Origin of the sequence: Kamptonema formosum PCC 6407, from assembly GCF_000332155.1 — a bacterium.
GTDB lineage: Bacteria > Cyanobacteriota > Cyanobacteriia > Cyanobacteriales > Microcoleaceae > Kamptonema > Kamptonema formosum.
Map to the genome: position 1 here is coordinate 84023 of NZ_KB235898.1, position 18482 is coordinate 102504.

Annotated in this window: 12 protein-coding genes; 7 read left to right on the top strand and 5 right to left on the bottom strand. The window is 44.3% G+C overall.

Translation table 11 applies throughout. The annotated features are described in order from the left end of the window. Window positions 1-29: 29 nt before the first annotated feature. The gene (locus OSCIL6407_RS0100345; RefSeq protein WP_019486794.1) at window positions 30-5780 is read right to left on the bottom strand and encodes a CHAT domain-containing protein; all 5751 of its coding nucleotides are present in this window, start codon (window positions 5778-5780) and stop codon (window positions 30-32) included. 256 nt (window positions 5781-6036) lie between these two features. On the opposite strand from OSCIL6407_RS0100345, the gene coaE reads away from it, so the two are divergent. The 3 genes from coaE (at window position 6037) to OSCIL6407_RS0100360 (ending at window position 8751) form a co-directional block, all read left to right on the top strand. After that, window positions 6037-6684 carry a dephospho-CoA kinase gene (coaE, locus tag OSCIL6407_RS0100350; RefSeq protein WP_007356883.1) on the top strand — a complete coding sequence of 216 codons (648 nt, stop codon included), beginning with the start codon at window positions 6037-6039 and terminating at the stop codon, window positions 6682-6684. A 290-nt stretch (window positions 6685-6974) separates the two neighbouring features. Beyond that, window positions 6975-8003 (top strand): homogentisate phytyltransferase, encoded by a 1029-nt coding sequence (locus tag OSCIL6407_RS0100355; protein WP_007356884.1) that lies wholly within the window; start codon window positions 6975-6977, stop codon window positions 8001-8003. Between the two features lie 115 nt (window positions 8004-8118). After that, window positions 8119-8751, top strand: coding sequence for a ribonuclease H-like domain-containing protein (locus tag OSCIL6407_RS0100360; protein WP_007356885.1), 633 nt, complete (start codon window positions 8119-8121; stop codon window positions 8749-8751). A gap of 203 nt (window positions 8752-8954) precedes the next feature. Here the strand turns inward: OSCIL6407_RS0100360 and OSCIL6407_RS0100365 are convergent, their stop codons facing one another. The 3 genes from OSCIL6407_RS0100365 to OSCIL6407_RS0100380 form a co-directional block, all read right to left on the bottom strand. Further along, a complete protein-coding gene (locus OSCIL6407_RS0100365) occupies window positions 8955-9938 on the bottom strand; it encodes an FTR1 family iron permease (protein ID WP_007356886.1) in 984 nt (327 codons plus the stop codon). Window positions 9939-10153: 215 nt separating this feature from the next. Next, complete coding sequence (locus OSCIL6407_RS0100375) at window positions 10154-11179, bottom strand: ComEA family DNA-binding protein (protein ID WP_007356888.1); 1026 nt, start codon at window positions 11177-11179, stop codon at window positions 10154-10156. 144 nt (window positions 11180-11323) lie between these two features. Next, window positions 11324-12316: a multicopper oxidase domain-containing protein gene (locus OSCIL6407_RS0100380; protein WP_007356890.1), complete on the bottom strand. Its 993-nt coding sequence runs from the start codon at window positions 12314-12316 to the stop codon at window positions 11324-11326. 371 nt (window positions 12317-12687) lie between these two features. Between OSCIL6407_RS0100380 and OSCIL6407_RS0100385 the strand changes: the two genes are divergently transcribed. Continuing rightward, window positions 12688-13248, top strand: coding sequence for a hypothetical protein (locus tag OSCIL6407_RS0100385; protein ID WP_007356891.1), 561 nt, complete (start codon window positions 12688-12690; stop codon window positions 13246-13248). A 249-nt stretch (window positions 13249-13497) separates the two neighbouring features. Next, window positions 13498-14151, top strand: a complete 654-nt coding sequence (locus OSCIL6407_RS0100390) for a Crp/Fnr family transcriptional regulator (RefSeq protein WP_007356892.1) — start codon at window positions 13498-13500, stop codon at window positions 14149-14151. 87 nt (window positions 14152-14238) lie between these two features. Here OSCIL6407_RS0100390 and OSCIL6407_RS0100395 read toward each other — a convergent pair whose 3' ends face one another. Next, window positions 14239-15066, bottom strand: coding sequence for an ABC transporter permease (locus tag OSCIL6407_RS0100395; protein ID WP_007356893.1), 828 nt, complete (start codon window positions 15064-15066; stop codon window positions 14239-14241). Window positions 15067-15366: 300 nt separating this feature from the next. On the opposite strand from OSCIL6407_RS0100395, the gene OSCIL6407_RS0100400 reads away from it, so the two are divergent. Both OSCIL6407_RS0100400 and OSCIL6407_RS0100405 read left to right on the top strand, forming a co-directional pair. Continuing rightward, the gene (locus OSCIL6407_RS0100400; protein WP_019486796.1) at window positions 15367-16572 is read left to right on the top strand and encodes a DegT/DnrJ/EryC1/StrS family aminotransferase; all 1206 of its coding nucleotides are present in this window, start codon (window positions 15367-15369) and stop codon (window positions 16570-16572) included. Window positions 16573-16755: 183 nt separating this feature from the next. Beyond that, the gene (locus OSCIL6407_RS0100405) at window positions 16756-18432 is read left to right on the top strand and encodes an ABC1 kinase family protein (protein WP_007357558.1); all 1677 of its coding nucleotides are present in this window, start codon (window positions 16756-16758) and stop codon (window positions 18430-18432) included. The last annotated feature ends 50 nt before the right edge of the window (window positions 18433-18482 follow it).

Genomic DNA, 18482 nt, shown 5'->3' on the forward strand with positions numbered 1-18482 from the left:
GCGATCGCGCGGATAAGTCTAGTTCACAATTACCAAGGCGAACCAATCATCGTAAAAGCAGCCCAATAATAGGGATGGGATAAACTTCTATCTCCGCGTGCAACTAACTCAGGAGGCAAACGAGTACCGCGATCGCTTCCCGAATTATACAAGCGACCATCCTGCAAACGTACCTGACCGTGCAGCATACCCAATTGTGCTTGTCTTAACGCCTCCGCCTTAATTGGTGCAGTCCGCAACTGTTGATAAAATTCGGACATCAACCCTAAAGTTCCCGCATCGCTGACATACCACAAACTCGCTAGGGCCGACTTCACCCCCGCTTGTACGGCCAACCCCGCAAAGCCTAACTCAGCACTCTCATCTCCCACAGCAGTAGTACAAGCACTTAATACCAACAACTCCACCTGTGGGTTGTACAACTTCAACTCCCGCAACTGATTTAACCGCAGCTTTGTATCCCAAAACTGGATATAAGAATTCTCCGCACCACCGGGTTGAAATTCCCCATGAGTTGCCAAATGGATAATCTGATACTGAGGTTGACTGCGTTGGGCCTTTAAGTTTGCTAAAGTAAACTTTTCATTCAGAAAAGAAACCCCAGGCCAAAGCTTCCCAACGATCGCAGATATTTCCATTGGTACCGCAGGTAAACGACTTTGAGCTGCAATCTCTGGAAAATCTGAGGCCCCCATTGCTAATACCTCAGAATTCCTGATATCGACATAGTTTGTATCTGTCAAACTCAAACTAGGAATCAACCCCAAACTATACTTTTCAACTAAAAAGCGATCGCCGTCATACAAAGCAGCAACAGGCAAACTTCGTAACCCCGAATCCATCGAAAATATCAGCGTATTAATACCATAAGTATCTAACTCCTGCTCTAGCGGTGCAATCAACCACTGGTAAAGTTGCTTAGATCCTATTTTATAATCCTGCATTCGCGGGTTTCTAATATCATCTGTAAAGTCTTTGGTTACTTCTAATACTTCGTCCCGTGTCAAGGCAATACTTTTAAAAATTGGCTTGCCATCGGGCAGAAATAGCCGTAGTTCCAACTGTTGAGGCTGTGCAGAAACATAAATAACGGCGGGTTTTACCCCCGTAATACTAGCGATGCGCGAGAGCGTATTTCTGATATTTTGAGCTGCGATCGACTTTTCGGAAAGATTGCCTCCAAAGTAATTTTCAAATTCACGACCTCGTTGCTGATCGAGATATTGCGGTGATAAATCTGTCAAACTCACTTGAGTTAAGCTATTAGGATGAGAAAGTTCTAAGCCTGTAGCACTCCCCTCAGTTGGTCTGGGGATTGTCTTAGTTTGACCAGGCTCTAATGTGGCTGATGGTGAAGGTGTGGTGACAATAGTTAAGTTCTCTGAGTTGGGGATAGAACTAATTTGAATAGTAGGATTCTGGGTAGAATTTTGGGTGGTTGTAGACTGCGAAATAACTGAATTTTTGCTCGTTCCGCTATTAGCATTTACGGAGGCATCTAATATTACTTCTGGCGTTCCTTCTAAGGTTAATATAATTGGGCTGGAACTTGGGCTTGGGGAAGCAGTGGGGGCATTTTTCAAGGGTGCTTCACTGGAACTAGAAATCTTAGTTAAGGACTCTTGAGGACTTCCTAAAGCCTTTAAATCAAAAGTTGTCAATAGTTCGCGAGTCGGCCCGATGGTAAATTGCCCGTCAGTAATTGCGCCAGCGGTACCATTTTTCTTAGGATTTCCGACTACAAAAGGTGTGGGACTGCTAATCCCCTGCTGAATTGCGATCGAACCCGCGCGATCGCGACCGGCCGCAGAAATGCTAGCAGTGACTTGATTCGCGTCCCTAAATGTGCCTGTAGCTCTGAAGGTGCCATCGGTGATAATATCAATGCTACCGCCTTTTACGCCACCCGCCTTGATCGCAGAAACTTGAATATTGCTTTGGCTTCTAAGGGTACTAGAACCGGCATTTCCTAACTGAGAACCAGAGTTAATAATGCCAGTGGCGATCGCACCTGATGCCGAAATTTCGATATCACCGCCTTCTTGATGGCCGAAAGCATTTATATTTTCTGACTGTACCGAACCGGCACTACGAATACTAATATTACCGCCACTCCCATTTTCAGAGCGAGCGGAAATCGTACCTGCGGCTATATTACCCCGCGTGGTGACGATACTAATTCCTGCCTGAGAGCTGATGTCGCCGATGTTAACACTACCAGCAGTTAAATTAATAGTAGCCCCGTTTGCGCCGGAAATTGTTCCCGTACCCACGATCGCGCCTGATTCTGCCGGTGCTTGAATTGTTGTCGGGTCGCGAAATCTCAATTCTGAGGATGTTTCGGAGTCGCGATCGCCTAAAGTAATTGTACCGCTACCGTCTGAACGACCGATAGTAACAGCAGTAAAACCGTTGCCGAAGGCATTTAAGTCCGTAGCAGTCAAATCGAGAGCGGTTGTGTTACCGGAGCCGCCAATAGTAATATTTTGACTAGAATTACCCGGTTGTAGCACCAAATTGCCGTTGCCGATCGCGGAATTGTTGCCCCCTGTCAAGTCAATCTCATTACCCGTTAAGGTAATATTTCCCCCCACTTCTTTACTGGTGGCATCGATCGCGCCTATAGTGATGCCGTTAGTACCCGTTAGCGTAATATTTCCTCCCCTAACACCTCTAGCAGATATGGGCCCTACTGCTACTGTTCCCGATGTTGATAAGGTGATATCTCCAGTGGTTCCCCCAGGAGAGGAAGTATCAATACCAGAAGCGATCGCAATGTTGCCACTATTACTAACTGCGATCGCATTTCCCCCAACACCGGAGCTTGTCTTCGGGGAGGTGTCGATCGCTGCTACGCTAATATTGCCTTGGGATCTGAGTGTTGTATTGCCGCCGCTTGATTGCAATTGCTGAGCTGTGATGTTTCCCTGGGTAGTTGTAACTCGAATTTCTGAGTTGGCGGTGGAGATATTGCCAATTTTGATATCGCCGCTAGCCTTGAGATTAATAGCAGCATTGCCTGTGCCCAAAAGCGTTCCTGTTGCTGAGATCGAGCCTGAGTTACCAGTAGATTGAATGGTTACAGGATCGTTGAAAGTAACATCGCTAGCGATCGTAATTGCCCCGCTACCATTTTCACTGCCGATCGCGATCGCCGCAAAGCCGTTTTGTAGTGCTTGTAAGTCGTCTGCTGTTAGATTCAGAGTAGGCCCGCCTTGATTAGTCGGGTTGCCGATCGCAATATTTTGAGTTAGGCTTCCGGGTTGCAATGTCAAATAACCATTGCTGCTGACGGAATTAGCGCCGCCATTAAAGTCAATTTCGGCTCCCGTTAAGGTAATATTTCCAGCACCACTAGCGATCGCACCAGTCGCTACCACATTACCTCTACCAGTCAAAATTACGTTTCCCCCTCCCGTCCCTTTGGCATCAATCTCTCCTACTGTTACATTCTGAGCTGCATTCAAGGAAATATTGCCACTGTTGCCGCTACTAGCAGCAGAACTGATTTTGTTAACTGTTAACTGTTGACTGTTAGTTGTTAGTTGTTGACTGTTAGTTGTTAGTTGTTGACTGTTAGTTGTTAGTTGTTGACTGTTAGTTGTTGGTTGTTGACTGTTAGTTGTTAGTTGTTGATTGTTAGTTGTTAGTTGTTGATTGTTAGTTGTTAACTGGGCATTCTCCCCTGCTCCCCCGCTCCCCTGCTCCCCGGCTCTCCCGCTTCCTGCTATAATTGAACTGGTTCGACTGGTAAGGTTAATATCTCCACCTTTACTATTACCTTCCGTAGTAACGTTACCCACCTCAAGATTGCCAAAGGCACTGGCCGTCACATTCCCACCCGTATTCCCAGATGCAGACAAATCCTCTACTCGAATTGTGGCGTTGCTGTCTAAACTAATATCTCCGCCCGTCGTTTTACCTGTAGATAACAGGGAAGCGATCGCAATATTGCCGCCGCTAGTGAGAGTAATATTGCCACCGGCAGCAGATAAATTAGAAGATGAAAGAGTACCTGCATTGATTTGTCCGATGCTGCTGGCGAGGGTAATATCCCCACCATTGGTAATGATATTACCGACCGCGATCGCAGTTCCAGAAATCGATATTCTTCCCCCCTCAGTGCTAATCGTGTCGCTAGGACTCATGGAAAATGACCCCACCGCGTCGCGATCGGAGTCAGCCGTAAAAGTAACTGAACCCGTACTTGCGTTAAGCTTCAACTCACCTGAAGCGAGGGGGGCTATAGTGATGTTGTTAGTTGCCTCCAATACTACATCAGCGGTGGCGGAGAGATTTTCTAGAGCTTTTCTGGAGATTGTAAAATTAGTAGTAGCAGTCGAGTCTTCCGCAAAAATACTACCTTGTGCGATCGCGCTATCATCTGCACCCTGTTCTCCATCCACAATGTTGATATTAGTCGGGTCAAGTAACAAAGTACCCGCACCACTCATCCCCCTAGTATCAACACTTCCATCGAAAATCAGATTTTCTTTACCCGAAACTTCGACAAATCCCCCCGCACCTCCTCGTGCGGTGATGCGACCGAAAAAGCCTGCTGTAGCGTCTGCCCAGACGATGACGCGGCCGCCGTTACCAGTTGAGATCGCATCTGCTGCGATCGCAGTATTGCGATCGATATAAGTAGCAGTCGCATTCGGGACTGTTCCCATCCCCCGAAAATCTCCCCCAATCCGCACATTTCCCCCACCAAACCAGCCGGAAGCGTCAATATTTGCTCCTAATAACCCGACTCGCGTGCCTAAAACATTAACTGTTCCTCCCATAGTTTCAGAGGAAACATTCAAGGAACCTGATGCTATTGCAGTCCCGGCCGCTGAGGGTATAGTTTGCCCGGAAGCAGTCAGCACAATTTGACCCTCAGAATTCACAGCTAAACCAGTAGCATCTCTGTTCGTGCTACCTGTCAGTAATCTAGGCAAAGAAAGGGGTGTAATTTGTGACGAAGATCCCGGATTTCTAGCTTCTATTCCTGGCTGATTTCCGGCTATTTCCAATTGCAGTAAATGACCTGCTTGAGTGATACGCACCACATTTTCTCCAGGGATGGCAGCAATAGTAATTTGTCCCCCTGGTGCCGATAATTTTCCAGTATTAATTACCGTATCGCCTAGCAATGTTAAATTTTGTCCTTCTCCAACTGTCAATTCACCTGCATTGACAATTGCCCCTGCTTCCTGCCCCAAACTAAAAGTATTGGGAGTGCCAATTAATGCCGTGTAGTCATTAATTCCTGTAGCATTAAACCAGCGGTTATCAAAGCCAATCCCATTGGCAGTAGTCGCCATAAATGACCCCGGTACGTCCAATCTGGCATTAGCACCAAAAATAATCCCGGCGGGATTCATAATGTATAAATTGGAATTACCGCCCGTGACAGAGATCAGACCATTAATTACAGAAGCATCACCGCCAACCACACGAGTTAAAATGTTGCGAATGGCAGGATTAGTCAAAAAATTGGCAGCTTGACCGGAGTCTAAACCAAACCGAGTAAAACTATGGAAGAGATTCGCGCCATCTCCCGACACAGTACCACCTTTAATATCGTAGCGGTTGCCATTGGGGGCGACTACAGTACCAGTACCATCAGGGGCTGGGACAAGTTGCTGGGCAACGGCTGATAGAGATTGTGGGAAAATTACCAATAATGCCGAGTTCTCTGGCCTGGAAAACGAGTAAGGGGAGAAATCCAATATCCAAATTCCAGCAAGGGGAAGTGCTGCGAGAACCGACCGTATAGCACGTTGAGGTTTCATAGGGTTTTGCCTCGGTCTTGACCTCTATCATAGGATTGAGATTTGAGATTTAGAGATTAAAACGGGACTTAAGCATCAGTAACGCTACACCCTTTTCTAGGCGGTGTTTGTACTGCCCTCCCGGTGGCGTTACCCCAAAGTATGCCTAATTCCTATTGCAGACAACTGGTAACACCCTAATATCCTTTGTTTCCACTGCCAGCCCCAAATCGAAAATCTAAATGCGATCCTAACACTAACATACCAAAGATTGGCAATGATTGTCGAAAAAAAAGAAACTGGGATCGGCGAGGAAGTACGCCTGATTGGTCTAACTGGCGGCATCGCTACTGGGAAAACCACTGTATCTAATTATCTGGCTAATGCTTATCAATTGCCAATTTTGGATGCGGATATCTATGCCCGTGAAGCTGTGCTGCCAGAAACACCTATTTTAGCCCGAATAGTAGAACGCTTTGGGAGTGAAGTATTGCTTGCCGATGGTAGCCTCAATCGGCGATCGCTAGGTAATATTGTTTTTAACAACTCAGAAGAGTTGCGTTGGTTGGAAAAGCAGATTCATCCTTACGTGCGCGATCGCCTCTTACAGGAAATAAAAATCGGTATTTCTGGGCAAAATCGCCAAAGCATTCGCCCCTTAAGAATTGTATTAGCTGTACCTCTCCTCTTTGAAGCTAACATGACTGACTTGGTTACAGAAATTTGGGTCGTGTATTGTCCGCGTTCTCAGCAACTCGAACGCTTGGTTGAACGCGATCGGATTAACTTAGATCGCGCTCAAACTCTAATTAACAGCCAGATGCTTTTAGTAGAAAAGTGTCAACAAGCTGATGTTATTTTGGATAACTCAACTACCTTAGAATCGCTGTTTAGACAAGTAGATTTGGTAATTGGTAATTGGTAATTGGTAATTGTTAACTGTTAACTGTTAACCGTTAACTGGTGATTTTCCTTCTTCCTTCTTCCTTCTTCCTCCTTCCTTCTACTTAGTTGTTGGTTGTTAATTATCTCTCATCTCTTTCTTCCTTCTCAAAAAACTGTAGGGGCGGGTTCGCCAACAGCTTTAAAGAAAGCAGTAAAGATTAAAAAACCCGCCCCCACCCAGCAATGAAATTCTTGATTGATAATGGTACAAAATATGGTATAACCTGAATTGGATTAAAATTAACTTCGATCTTTATATTGCGGTAAATTATGAAACAAACTTTTGAGCAAAAGTCTGACTCACACCCAACTCTACCCTCTCACACCCCTGCCGTGCAGTCTACTGCACCTTGGTACTCTTTTTGGAAATTTTCTCGTCCTCATACAATCGTCGGTACTACCCTCAGCATACTGGGACTGTATTTAATTGCCTTGGCGAAGTCTCCTGCGGGTTTTTCTAGTTCTCATTTAGTTGCGATATTGGGAGCGTGGATTGCCTGTATTGGGGGTAATGTTTATATTGTCGGACTCAACCAACTCGAAGACGTTGAGATTGACCAAATTAATAAGCCTCATTTGCCTTTAGCTGCGGGAGAGTTTTCGCAGAAACAGGCTCAAATAATTGTAGCAATTGCTGGGGTAATTGCAGTCCTTTGTTCTGTGTTTCAAGGGCCTTTTTTATTAGCGACAGTTGGCATCAGTTTGGCCATAGGAACGGCTTATTCTTTGCCTCCGATCCGGTTAAAGCGTTTTCCATTTTGGGCAGCAATTTGCATTTTTACTGTTCGCGGTGCAATCGTTAACTTAGGGTTATTTTTACATTTTCAATGGGTATTAGAATTGGGGAATAAAAATTATACCTTCTTTTTTCTTCCTTCTTCCTTCTTCCTTCTTCCTTCTTCCTTCTTCCTTCCCTCAGAAGTTTTAGCTTTAACGCTATTTGTGTTGGTGTTTACCTTCGCGATCGCGATTTTCAAAGATGTTCCCGATATGGAAGGCGATCGCCAATATAACATTACAACTTTTACCCTCCAATTAGGTAAACAAGCTGTTTTCAACTTGTCTCGGTGGGTGCTAACCTTTTGTTATATGGGGATGACAATTGCTGGCGCTTTATGGCTGAAAGATATTAACTCGCTATTTCTGGGAATTACTCATATAGCCGCACTAGGTTTAATGTGGTTTTGGAGTATGAAAGTAGATTTGCAGGATAAAGCTGCGATCGCGCAGTTTTATCAATTTATTTGGAAGCTATTTTTTCTGGAATATCTAGCTTTTCCCGCCGCCTGTCTGTTATAGGCGAAGGAAGAAGGAAGAAGGAAGAAGGAAGAAGGCAAATCACCAGTTAACAGTTAACAGTTAACAGTTAACAATTACCAATTACCAATTACCAAGTACCAATTACCAATTACCAATGACAGATTTTAACGTTTGCGATCGCGACCTCCCCGATACCCTATTGTCCCACTATTTGACAGCAGAGGCAATTGCTGCTGACACGGAAACAATGGGGTTATTACCTTGGCGCGATCGCTTGTGTTTAGTTCAGTTGTGCGACGCAGAAGGTATCGTAACTGTAGTCCGAATTGCCAAAGGTCAAAGAGAAGCGCCTAACTTGAAAAAGTTAATGGAAGCCAGCAATATTGTCAAGATTTTTCACTTCGCACGCTTTGACATGGCAACTCTGAAATATCATTTAGATATTCATGTTGCACCAGTTTTCTGCTCTAAAATTGCTAGTAAACTTGCTAGAACCTACACTGGCAAACATGGTCTTAAAGATTTAGTGCAGGAATTAGAACAGGTAGAACTTGATAAAACTGCCCAAAGTTCGGACTGGGGAAATGCGGCTAATCTTTCTGAAAAGCAACTGCGTTACGCAGCTAATGATGTGCGCTATTTAATAAGTGCTAGAGAGAAGTTAATTACTATGCTACAACGAGAAGATCGTTGGCAACTGGCGCAAGAATGTTTTCAGTGTTTACCAGTCATTGTCAGTTTAGATTTGCTGCAATTCAAAGATATTTTCGATCACGGTAATGGTTAATAATTGACTCAGGACTTACGCCTGTCAAAAACCCGGTTTCTGCGTCAATTTTTCTCGAAAAAAGCGACGATCTTGGTCAGAAACCGGGTTTTTTGGGTAAGTCCTATGACTGTTAAGAAGTATGCAGACATAATCTACCCGTAGCGCCGCCCTCCGCGCGGTAATTAACCCCCCGGAGGGCGGCGTTACATAAGTTCTTATAGTTAAGACTTTCTACCTTCTGCTTTCTCCATTCTGTCTTCTACTATAGCAGACTGACTATTTCTAACTGGAAAAAATACTTTACCGCCTAAACTTTGAAAATAAATCAGGCCGATGGTAGCTAAAAATAGAAGATAACTAACAGCTTGCACTAAATAAAGTCTATCAGTATATCCAAATAGCGCTTTTAGGGCTAACCCAGGAAACTGCTCTTCAGGTAATATTTTAGTAGTATTCCAAACTATGGGGCCTAATATGCAAGAATGAACTTTTGCAAAACGTTCGTAATAAAAACAAAGGTCTGCTGATTGGCGATTCATCTGAGCTAAGGTATTAACTACAATATCAAAAAGTCCCAAAGTTGATACTACTAAACCCGCTACTATTAAGAGCAATAGAATGCCCATATATTTAAAGAATAAGCGGATATTAACTTTCACGCCCCATTTAAACAAAAGTACGCCAATTCCCGCCGCAACAGTCAAGCCAGCGATAGCGCCCAAAGTTGGCATTAAGCCTTGCTGAAATTTGGCCGCGATGAATAAAACGGTTTCAAATCCTTCACGCAAGACGGCGATCAAAATTAAGCTAAATACGCCCCAACCTGCACCATAACTTTGTTTTAATGTGGCAGTCACAGCCCCCTCAACTTCAGCTTTCATAGATCGCGAGTGCCTGGTCATCCAAATAAGCATCCAGCTTAACATTGCGATTGCCACAATGCTAAATACAGCTTCTAACAGGGGTTCCATTATTGGTGCGTAGGGCTGGTCTGATTTTGAAAATGCTTGAACTATCCAACCGAATAATACACCTACTAAAGCGCTGGCAATCAGCCCAACTACCACACCTGCATAAACCCAAAAATTGAGATGACTTTGATCGGATTTTTTGAGGCAAGCTAGTACAATTCCTACGACTAGGGCGGCTTCGACACCTTCCCGCAAGGTAATTACAAATGTTGGTAATACTTCGCTAAAGTTCATTTTTGGTTAGTGGATAGTGGTGAGTGGTTGGTTGTTAATGGTTGGTTGGTGGTTGGTGCTAGCTGTTTTTGTTTTTTGATTAATTGTTTTTGATTATGTTTTCTACTAACAACTAATAACTTGTAAGGTGGGCGCAAGCCGCCAAAAAGTTTGTAACTTATAGCTATAGATGGTTGTCGGCTTGCGCCCACCCTACGTTTAATTGTCTCTATACTTTAAGATTGCTTGAGAAAATCTTGGCTATCTTTCTCAATATTCTTGATTAGTTGAGTCACTTCATCAGTAGTTTTAACAGGGGTAGAAGGCGCGATTACAGTCGGCCAAGCTTTCTTCAATTCTCCCATAGTGGCGACAATTGCTTTATCGGTTTTGGGGCTATCTTTGGCAACTTGTTCTTTTATATCTTGGTAGAGAGTTTCAGCATAGGCGATAAATCCTCGCGAGTCTTGATATTCGATGACTGCGGCAATCTTGTTATTGGCAATTGATGCTCCATATTCGGAGTTGGCAGTATCCAGCAAGCCGTTAATTACTGGCAGCACAAATTTGGAGTCTTTACGCTGCTGAGCTGGTAAAGCTGCGATGGCTCCATCAACTGCCTGCATTGATGTTTGAAATTCAGCATTCACTTTGTTGGTATCTTTAGCGCCTGCTTTGACTAAATCCTGTAATTTAATTAGAGTGTTCTTAAATTCTGGAACTTTGCGCTCGTTGAGCTGATCTTCGACATCGGCATAAATTTCTTCGACTGGATGACCAATGTGAGGTTCTGCCTGATCTGGTTTGCCTTGCTCTAAGAGTTCTTTGGCTACTAAAAGATGACCTTTCATTAAACCTAATTTGGTCATGTAGTCGATATCTTTGGCAACGCCTGTAAGAACTATATCTTCAATTGTCACCATGTCTTTTATTTGGTCAAATTGCTCTTGATTTATGACTTTTTTTGAAACTAATTCCTCTGTGCTACCGTAAGGACGACTTGCCTGAATTTTGTTAGAAAGTGCCGGAATCCCTAATTTTGCTTCTAATTTGTCTAATTCCGAGAGAATTGCTGAGTTGATGTTAATCTGGGGCTTGCCACTGTGATTCATGCTGTGGCTGCTTGCTTCTGTAGCGCTAGAGGTATTGGCTGGTGAAGGTGTTGCAGTGTTGCTGGCTGTTGGCGCTTGGCTACAGCCTGTGAAAGCGAGGAGAGTAGCGGTAGCGGTGGCTATGGGCAAGGAACGAAATGCTGGTATCATGGCAGTCTCAAAATTTGTTAAATTGTGCTATTTGCTATTCTACCTTTTTGATAAAATTTTGCAATAGTTAGATAATCTATTATCAACTTAATGAAAAATCTTTGAACTAATTTAAGATTTTCTTTGGTTTTTTGCTGTTGTGCTTTAGCTAATTACTTCAAATAAACCCATGCAACCAGCTTCGGCGATCGCATCTTGATGAGGATGAAACATATATTTACCCGCATAGGGATAAGCAAATTCTAAAATGTGGCGCTCAGCCACACCCATTGTAATTACGTCCGTTTCTTCACTGGGTGTTAATGTCATTCCGGTTCGATACACTTTAAAAAAGTTAGCGTGCAGGTGGAAAGTTACTGCTGAATTGTACTCGATCATATTCAGTACGTAAAGCCGCACTAGCTGGTTTTTATAAATGGGAATTGGGTTTCTCATGTAATAATTGGGTATACCGTTAAAAGCGTAAAGTTCATTGGTTTGATCGTCATTTACGTCATATCCTCCCATGATTAAGATTAATTCATCTGCTGGAGGGCGAGGTTTTGGAGGGTCAATTATGAACATTCCATATAATCCTTTACCAATATGGCGAGTGACGGGGGCAATATGACAATGATATAGATGAACGCCATAGGGTTCGGCATCAAATTCATAAATAAATGCGGAACCGTGTCGCACTGGTTTAACTCCATCCATTGCTGTAGGATGGATACCATGAAAGTGCAGTGAATGGGAATGTCCTGCTTTGTTGGAGAAAATGACGCGGATGCGATCGCCTTGAGTTGCTCTTAATGTCGGCCCCGGTACGCGATTATTTACGTTCCAGGTGTTGAAAGTTACAGCACTGTTAAGCTCAATCGTGGAATTATTAGCTTCCATGCGAAATTCCCGCACCGTGCGACCATTTTCTCGCTTGACTGTGCCATAGTCAAAGTTCCGCACAATGTCCATCGGATTAAGATTGGTGCCGGTTGCGGTATCGGTGGGGAGTGGCGGGACTCTTACAGGCGTGGTTTTGTGGGTGAGGTTTTGAAATGCGATCGCACTACTGGCTACCCCAGCACCCGCTAGTCCGAGTTGTAGCAGTTGGCGACGACTCCAACGTTCTGCTTTCCCTATGACAGGGTGATTCGACATACCGACCTTGTTGATAAATTTTCCTAAGATGCAAGCTTTAGTAATTGTAAAGGGTTAAGGATTTATTGTCAAATATTCTCATTTGGGATGTGGCGATCGCTAGAACTGTTGGAAAACAAAATATAATTTTGTATAACTCACTTTTTATATAAAGGCTGTAATTACCCATTCTGCCATTGGGAGGGTCGCTCAGCAATCTCAAGCATTAATTAGGACTGATACACTTCTCACGTAACGCCGCCAACAAGAGCGGTATTTCCGCAGGGATGGCGGCGCTACAGACAATTATGCTTAAGTCCTGTTTTACTTCCCTTTGCATAAATCAGATAAAATTGGCATAATGAAAGTTGCTAATAGTGGAGAGAAAGAGTATGATTCCCTTTAAGGTAGACTGGAACCAACTCGCTCAAATAAAAGAGCTAAAAGAATATTTTGAAGAAGATTTTACAAATTTTCAGCAGCTAATTGAAGAAGAGGTCGATCGGCTCTCGTGGTTGAGTCAAGAGGACTTGGATAAAATTGCAGAATTACGGGTACTCGAAGTCACAAATGGCTGTACTCAATGGGGATTTCGCAGACAAGACGAGCAAAGTTTATCGGTAGAGCAGACACGCAAATGTATGAAAATGGTAATGGGATTTATTAAAAAAAAAGAATTGCATTTTCCTAGCAAGGGGATAATCAGTTTCAAGCCGGAAGTTAAGAAATTTCTAGAAGAAAGTCGTCAACTTTATCTTGATGCTTTTAAAAATAATGTTACTGGCGCAGAACTAAAATACTATGCCTCTTCCACTGCCCAATTTATAGTGTTGGGTCGTGCGAGAATGGAAGCAGCAATGGAACTTGTCAAGCAAGACTATGAAGAACTCTTTTCACCCTATTATATTCAACGTGGACAGAGTTATATTGCTCCCTATATTGCTTGTATCTAGCATCTATAGGACTTACGCATCGAGTCCCAGACACGGGGTTTTTGAGAGCGTCTGTGGATAAGGACGAAGTATTTTTGTCAAAAAACTGCTGGTTGAGCGAAAGTCGAAACCCGGTTTCTTTGGTTGGGTGCGTACTTATGAAAACCTTATCTTATCCCTAACCTAATGATTACGAATCCTTTACCTTCATAATATAAAGTTGAAGAGATATATCTCCAACCAGTATTGTTTACCTGGAATTAATTAGGTATGCCTCCAACTTCCAAAGCAGTTTTAGAAGTAAACAGAAATCGCACAGATCTAGATCGCACCCTGCATTTTTATCCCAAAGGTGAAGAGATTCCTCTAGTCTCCCAAGGGATTTGGCAAGTCTGTCAGGGTTTAGTGCAGCTAAGTACACTTTATCCAACGGGGGAAGAGGGACTTTTAGGTTGGGTGGGGCCTTCAATGTGCTTTGGTCTTTGGTTAACTTCCTTGCAGACTTATCGGGCGACGGCGATATCAGATACTTACTCGATCTGTTATTCTATGGTAGAAGTAGAAGCATCGCCTCAACTATGTCACGCTTTGATGCCTCAAATAGTGCGAAGATTGCGGCAAATGGAGGCGATTTTAGCGATCGCAGGACAGCGGCGAGTAGAAGATAGACTATATCAGTTATTGCTGTTGCTGAAACAAGAATTTGGTCAACCTGTAGCTGGCGGGAGTCGGTTAAATATACGGCTGACGCATCACGATCTTGCTAATGCTATTTGCACGACACGGGTGACAGTCACGCGAATGTTGGGTAAGCTACAGCAAAATGGGTGTATTAGTCGAGATAGCGATCGCCACTTGATCCTGGCAAATGATACTTTTGCGATCGCCTCTGATTTGTTTGGGGTAAAACCACAAGCAGTTTAAAGAAAATTATCTTTTCCCGGCGATTAGAAATCGCGTCTACACAAACAAAGTCCGCCTTCGCGGACTCAAAGAAAAGAGGAGTAACTGTTAATATCGCCTCAATTGGGCTTCGCGATTAAAAAACTGCTGACAAAGACCTTGAGTGACTAATAGGGCGGTTGCAATATTTGCTAATGCTACCATAAACATAATTAAAATCTGGTAAGCAGCAGCATCAAGAGGCTGGATACCCCCAAGCAATTGTCCTGTAATCGTACCTGGTAAAGTGACAACCCCAATTACCATCATCGTATTGAGAGTAGGCATCAATCCAGTTTTAACTGCATCTTTGCGATATTGCGCTACAGCTTGTTGCGGTGTTGCACCTAAACTCAAATGGGTTTCAATTTCTAACTGGCTAGCATTAACTGTACTAACTAGGCGTTCTCCAGCGATCGCAGCTCCGTTCATAGCATTTCCGAGTACAATTCCTGCTAAGGGAATCAAGTATTGCGGCTCGTACCAAGTTTGAGGCTGAATGACAATAAAATTGGTATAGCTTAATGTCAGGGTGGCACTTAGGAAAATGGAACCCCAAACTAAAGGTAAAAGTCGAGGAATTTTCTTGCTAATCCGGTTGCTGGCCACGATGCTGGCAATAGTCAGCATTACTGTCAAAATTGCCAAGACTAGCCAAGGATTTTTGCTATTGGGGTCGAAGACTACGGCTAGGACGTAGCCTACCAAAATTAGCTGGATAGCGGTTCTGGTGGCCGCGATCGCTAATTGCCACTCTAATCCTAAATTTTGCCAAGCAGAAAGAGCGATCGCGATCGCCACCATCCCCAAAGCCAAAGCCAAGTCTGCGAAATCTAACGGAATCAAGGCAACTATAATTAATTGTTTGACAGGAAAATTATAAGATATTTTAATCAAAAAACTTAGGGCATCATAGTCTTTGACCCGCCGTGAGTTAAAACCGACTGGCTTAGCGATCGCGCAGCCGCCAAAGCAGGATTATCAGGACTTATGCACCCAACCAAAGAAACCGGGTTTTTTACGAAAATACTTCGCCCCGATCCACAGATGCTCTCAAAAACCCGGTTTCTGGGACGACCTGCGTAAGTCCTAATAAAGTAGGTAGGATAACTCCTGCAACCAGCTTTCATCCCTAAACTAAAGTCACAGGGTTTTCAGGGTATTTTTTATATAAGGTTAAGATTTATGGTGTGAAGAGTGAACAACGTCCCTCCGCTCGATTTAAGCCGACAGTACGCCCTAATAGGCGATGAAGTAAGTGTCGCTGTTTTAGACGTACTAGCTTCCGGTCGTTACATTGGCGGCCCTGCGGTCGCAAGTTTTGAAGAAAGTTTTGCAGGTTATATCGGCGTTTCAGAATCCGTTGGCTGCAATTCCGGTACTGATGCGCTGTTTCTGGCCTTACGCGCCTTAAAAATTGGGCCCGGAGACGAGGTAATTACCACTCCTTTTACCTTTGTCGCTACGGCTGAGATGATTACTGCTGTGGGCGCAAAGCCGATTTTTGTTGACATTAAAGCCGAGACGTTTAATCTGGACTTGGATAAGCTGGAAGCTGCTATCACCAGCAGAACGCGGGCGATTATGCCGGTGCATCTATTTGGTCAACCAGTAGATATGACGCGGTTGATGGCGATCGCACAAGCTCACGATTTGGCTGTAATTGAAGATTGCGCTCAGTCTACAGGGGCCGAATGGGCCGGTCAAAAAGTCGGTAGCATTGGTCATGTGGGCTGCTTTAGTTTCTTTCCAACGAAAAATTTGGGAGCGTGCGGAGATGGGGGTGCGGTAACGACGAATGACCCCGCGATCGCCGCCACCGTTCGGATGCTCAAAGAACACGGTCAGTCAGCTAGGTATCTCTCCCAAGAAGTTGGCATAAATAGCCGTTTAGATGCTCTACAAGCAACGATTCTGCAAATCAAGCTGCGCTATCTCGACACCTGGAATAGCCAGCGCCGCGCCGCCGCCGATCGCTACCATCAATTGCTTAGCCCTTTACCCGGACTTGTCCTTCCCCAAGAATTACCAGGAGGAAAAGGCGTATGGAATCAATACACAATTAGCCTCAAAAGTCAAGAAAAATCCAATTCCCTCCCCCCCGCTCCCCCGCTCCCCTGCTCCCCTGCTCCCCATCTCCCCATCTCCCCTCATCGCGACTTGGTACGGAGTAAGTTACAGGAAAGTGGAGTAGGTTCGATGGTTTACTATCCGTTACCTTTGCACCTGCAACCTGTTTACAAATCGTTAGATTATCAGCAAGGTTCTTTTCCGATAGCAGAGCAAGCTGGCTGCGAGGTTTTGTCTTTGCCGATCTTCCCAGAAATCTCCAGGGATCAACAGGATCGAGTGGTTTACGGCCTCAAAGACTGTTTGAGCTCCCTCGCGGAATTTTTCGATTAAGTATTTGTACTTTCATGTACTATAGTTAAGAAAAAGAAATAAATTTTAGACTGGTCGCCGCTAGGGAGCGGGCAAAATTCTTGTTCGCAGACAACTGGGGATCAGTGGTCAGTTAACAGTTAACAGTTAACAGTTAACAGTTAACCATTACCCATTTCAGAATAACGAGAGGAAAATAACCGAGTGCGTCAGAATCAATTCACTCACGATAGACGCTACGATCCGCAAGCGATCGCTCAGTATTACCGCTCCCGCCCTTGGCAAGCGATTTGGCGAGCGCTAACGATTGTGTGGTCATTTGCGGGCTTTGTGCTGGGCATGATTTGGGACAGTTGGCAACATGAAGTCGCAGCACACCAGCCAGAACGAGCATCCCACCTGCGACAAATTCTTACCCGCTTGGGGCCAACTTTTATTAAAGTCGGTCAGGCACTTTCTACTCGGCCGGACTTAATTCGCAAGGACTTTCTGGAAGAACTGATCAAGCTTCAGGATCAATTGCCACCCTTTGATAGTGCGATCGCCTTTAGCATCATCAAAGCCGAACTCAAGCGCGACATAGACAGCATCTATAGCCAAATCTCGCCAGAACCAGTCGCCGCCGCTAGCCTCGGTCAGGTCTACCGAGCTCGTCTCATTAGCGGCGAAGAAGTAGCCGTGAAAGTACAGCGACCGAATTTGCAGCCAGTCATCGCCCTCGACCTTTATCTAATGCGATGGGCTGCGGGATGGCTGGCTCCCTGGTTGCCCCTGAATCTTGGTCACGACCTCACCTTAATTGTTGATGAATTTGGCATCAAATTATTTGAGGAAATTGACTACATTAACGAAGGGCGAAATGCTGAAAAATTTGCCGCCAACTTTGTCGATGACCCCACCGTTAAAGTGCCAAGTATTTATTGGCGCTACACCAGCAATTCCGTTCTGACATTGGAGTGGATTGAAGGCATCAAACTAACAGATACTCAGCGCATTAAATCCGCAGGTTTAGACACCGATGCTTTAATAGAAATCGGAGTCCGAAGCGGTTTACGACAACTATTAGAACACGGATTTTTTCATGCTGACCCCCATCCGGGAAATCTGTTTGCCCTCGCCGATGGCAGAATGGCTTACATTGATTTTGGGATGATGGATCAGCTAGAAGAACCAACAAAGGAAACTTTAGTTGATTCCGTAGTTCACCTAATTAATAAAGACTACCTTAACTTAGCCACAGATTTTGTCAAACTAGGATTTCTGACTCCAGATACAGATATTCACCCGATTATCCCGGCAATGGAAGCTGTGTTAGGAGACATCATCGGTGAAAGTGTTGGTAATTTTAACTTCAAGACAATTACCGACAGTTTCTCGGAATTGATGTATGATTATCCCTTCCGAGTTCCTGCAAAGTTTGCCTTAATTATTCGCTCTCTCGTCACCGAAGAAGGCTTGGCACTAACGCTCAATCCTAATTTTAGGATAGTTGAGGTAGCTTATCCTTATGTCGCGCGGCGTTTGTTAAATGGGGAATCGCCAGCACTGCGCCGCCGCCTAATTGAGGTATTATTCAAAGACGGCAAATTTCAGTGGGGCAGGTTGGAAAATATGATTGCGATTGCACGTTCCGATCAAAATTTCGACCTCTTCCCAACAGCACAATTAGGTCTGCAATACCTGCTCTCAAATGAAGGCGCTTTCCTGCGTCGTCAAGTAGTGCTAGCTTTAATCGAAGACGATCGGCTCCATACTCAAGAAGTTAGCCGCTTGTGGGATTTAGTTAAAGAAGACCTCAAACCTGGTCGCCTGTTCAATGCTGCCTTGGGCGCTTTAGCAGAATTTTCTACAGAAGGAGCCGCAGCTCTAACTCGATTTTAAATTTGCTAATAGTTAACTGTTAACTGTTAACTGTTAACTATTAGCCATTA

Coding starts and splice junctions, on each gene's coding strand:
- OSCIL6407_RS0100345 (WP_019486794.1), bottom strand. CDS start 5,780: ATGAAACCTCAACGTGCTATACGGTCGGTTCTCGCAGCACTTCCCCTT.
- coaE (WP_007356883.1), top strand. CDS start 6,037: ATGATTGTCGAAAAAAAAGAAACTGGGATCGGCGAGGAAGTACGCCTG.
- OSCIL6407_RS0100355 (WP_007356884.1), top strand. CDS start 6,975: ATGAAACAAACTTTTGAGCAAAAGTCTGACTCACACCCAACTCTACCC.
- OSCIL6407_RS0100360 (WP_007356885.1), top strand. CDS start 8,119: ATGACAGATTTTAACGTTTGCGATCGCGACCTCCCCGATACCCTATTG.
- OSCIL6407_RS0100365 (WP_007356886.1), bottom strand. CDS start 9,938: ATGAACTTTAGCGAAGTATTACCAACATTTGTAATTACCTTGCGGGAA.
- OSCIL6407_RS0100375 (WP_007356888.1), bottom strand. CDS start 11,179: ATGATACCAGCATTTCGTTCCTTGCCCATAGCCACCGCTACCGCTACT.
- OSCIL6407_RS0100380 (WP_007356890.1), bottom strand. CDS start 12,316: ATGTCGAATCACCCTGTCATAGGGAAAGCAGAACGTTGGAGTCGTCGC.
- OSCIL6407_RS0100385 (WP_007356891.1), top strand. CDS start 12,688: ATGATTCCCTTTAAGGTAGACTGGAACCAACTCGCTCAAATAAAAGAG.
- OSCIL6407_RS0100390 (WP_007356892.1), top strand. CDS start 13,498: ATGCCTCCAACTTCCAAAGCAGTTTTAGAAGTAAACAGAAATCGCACA.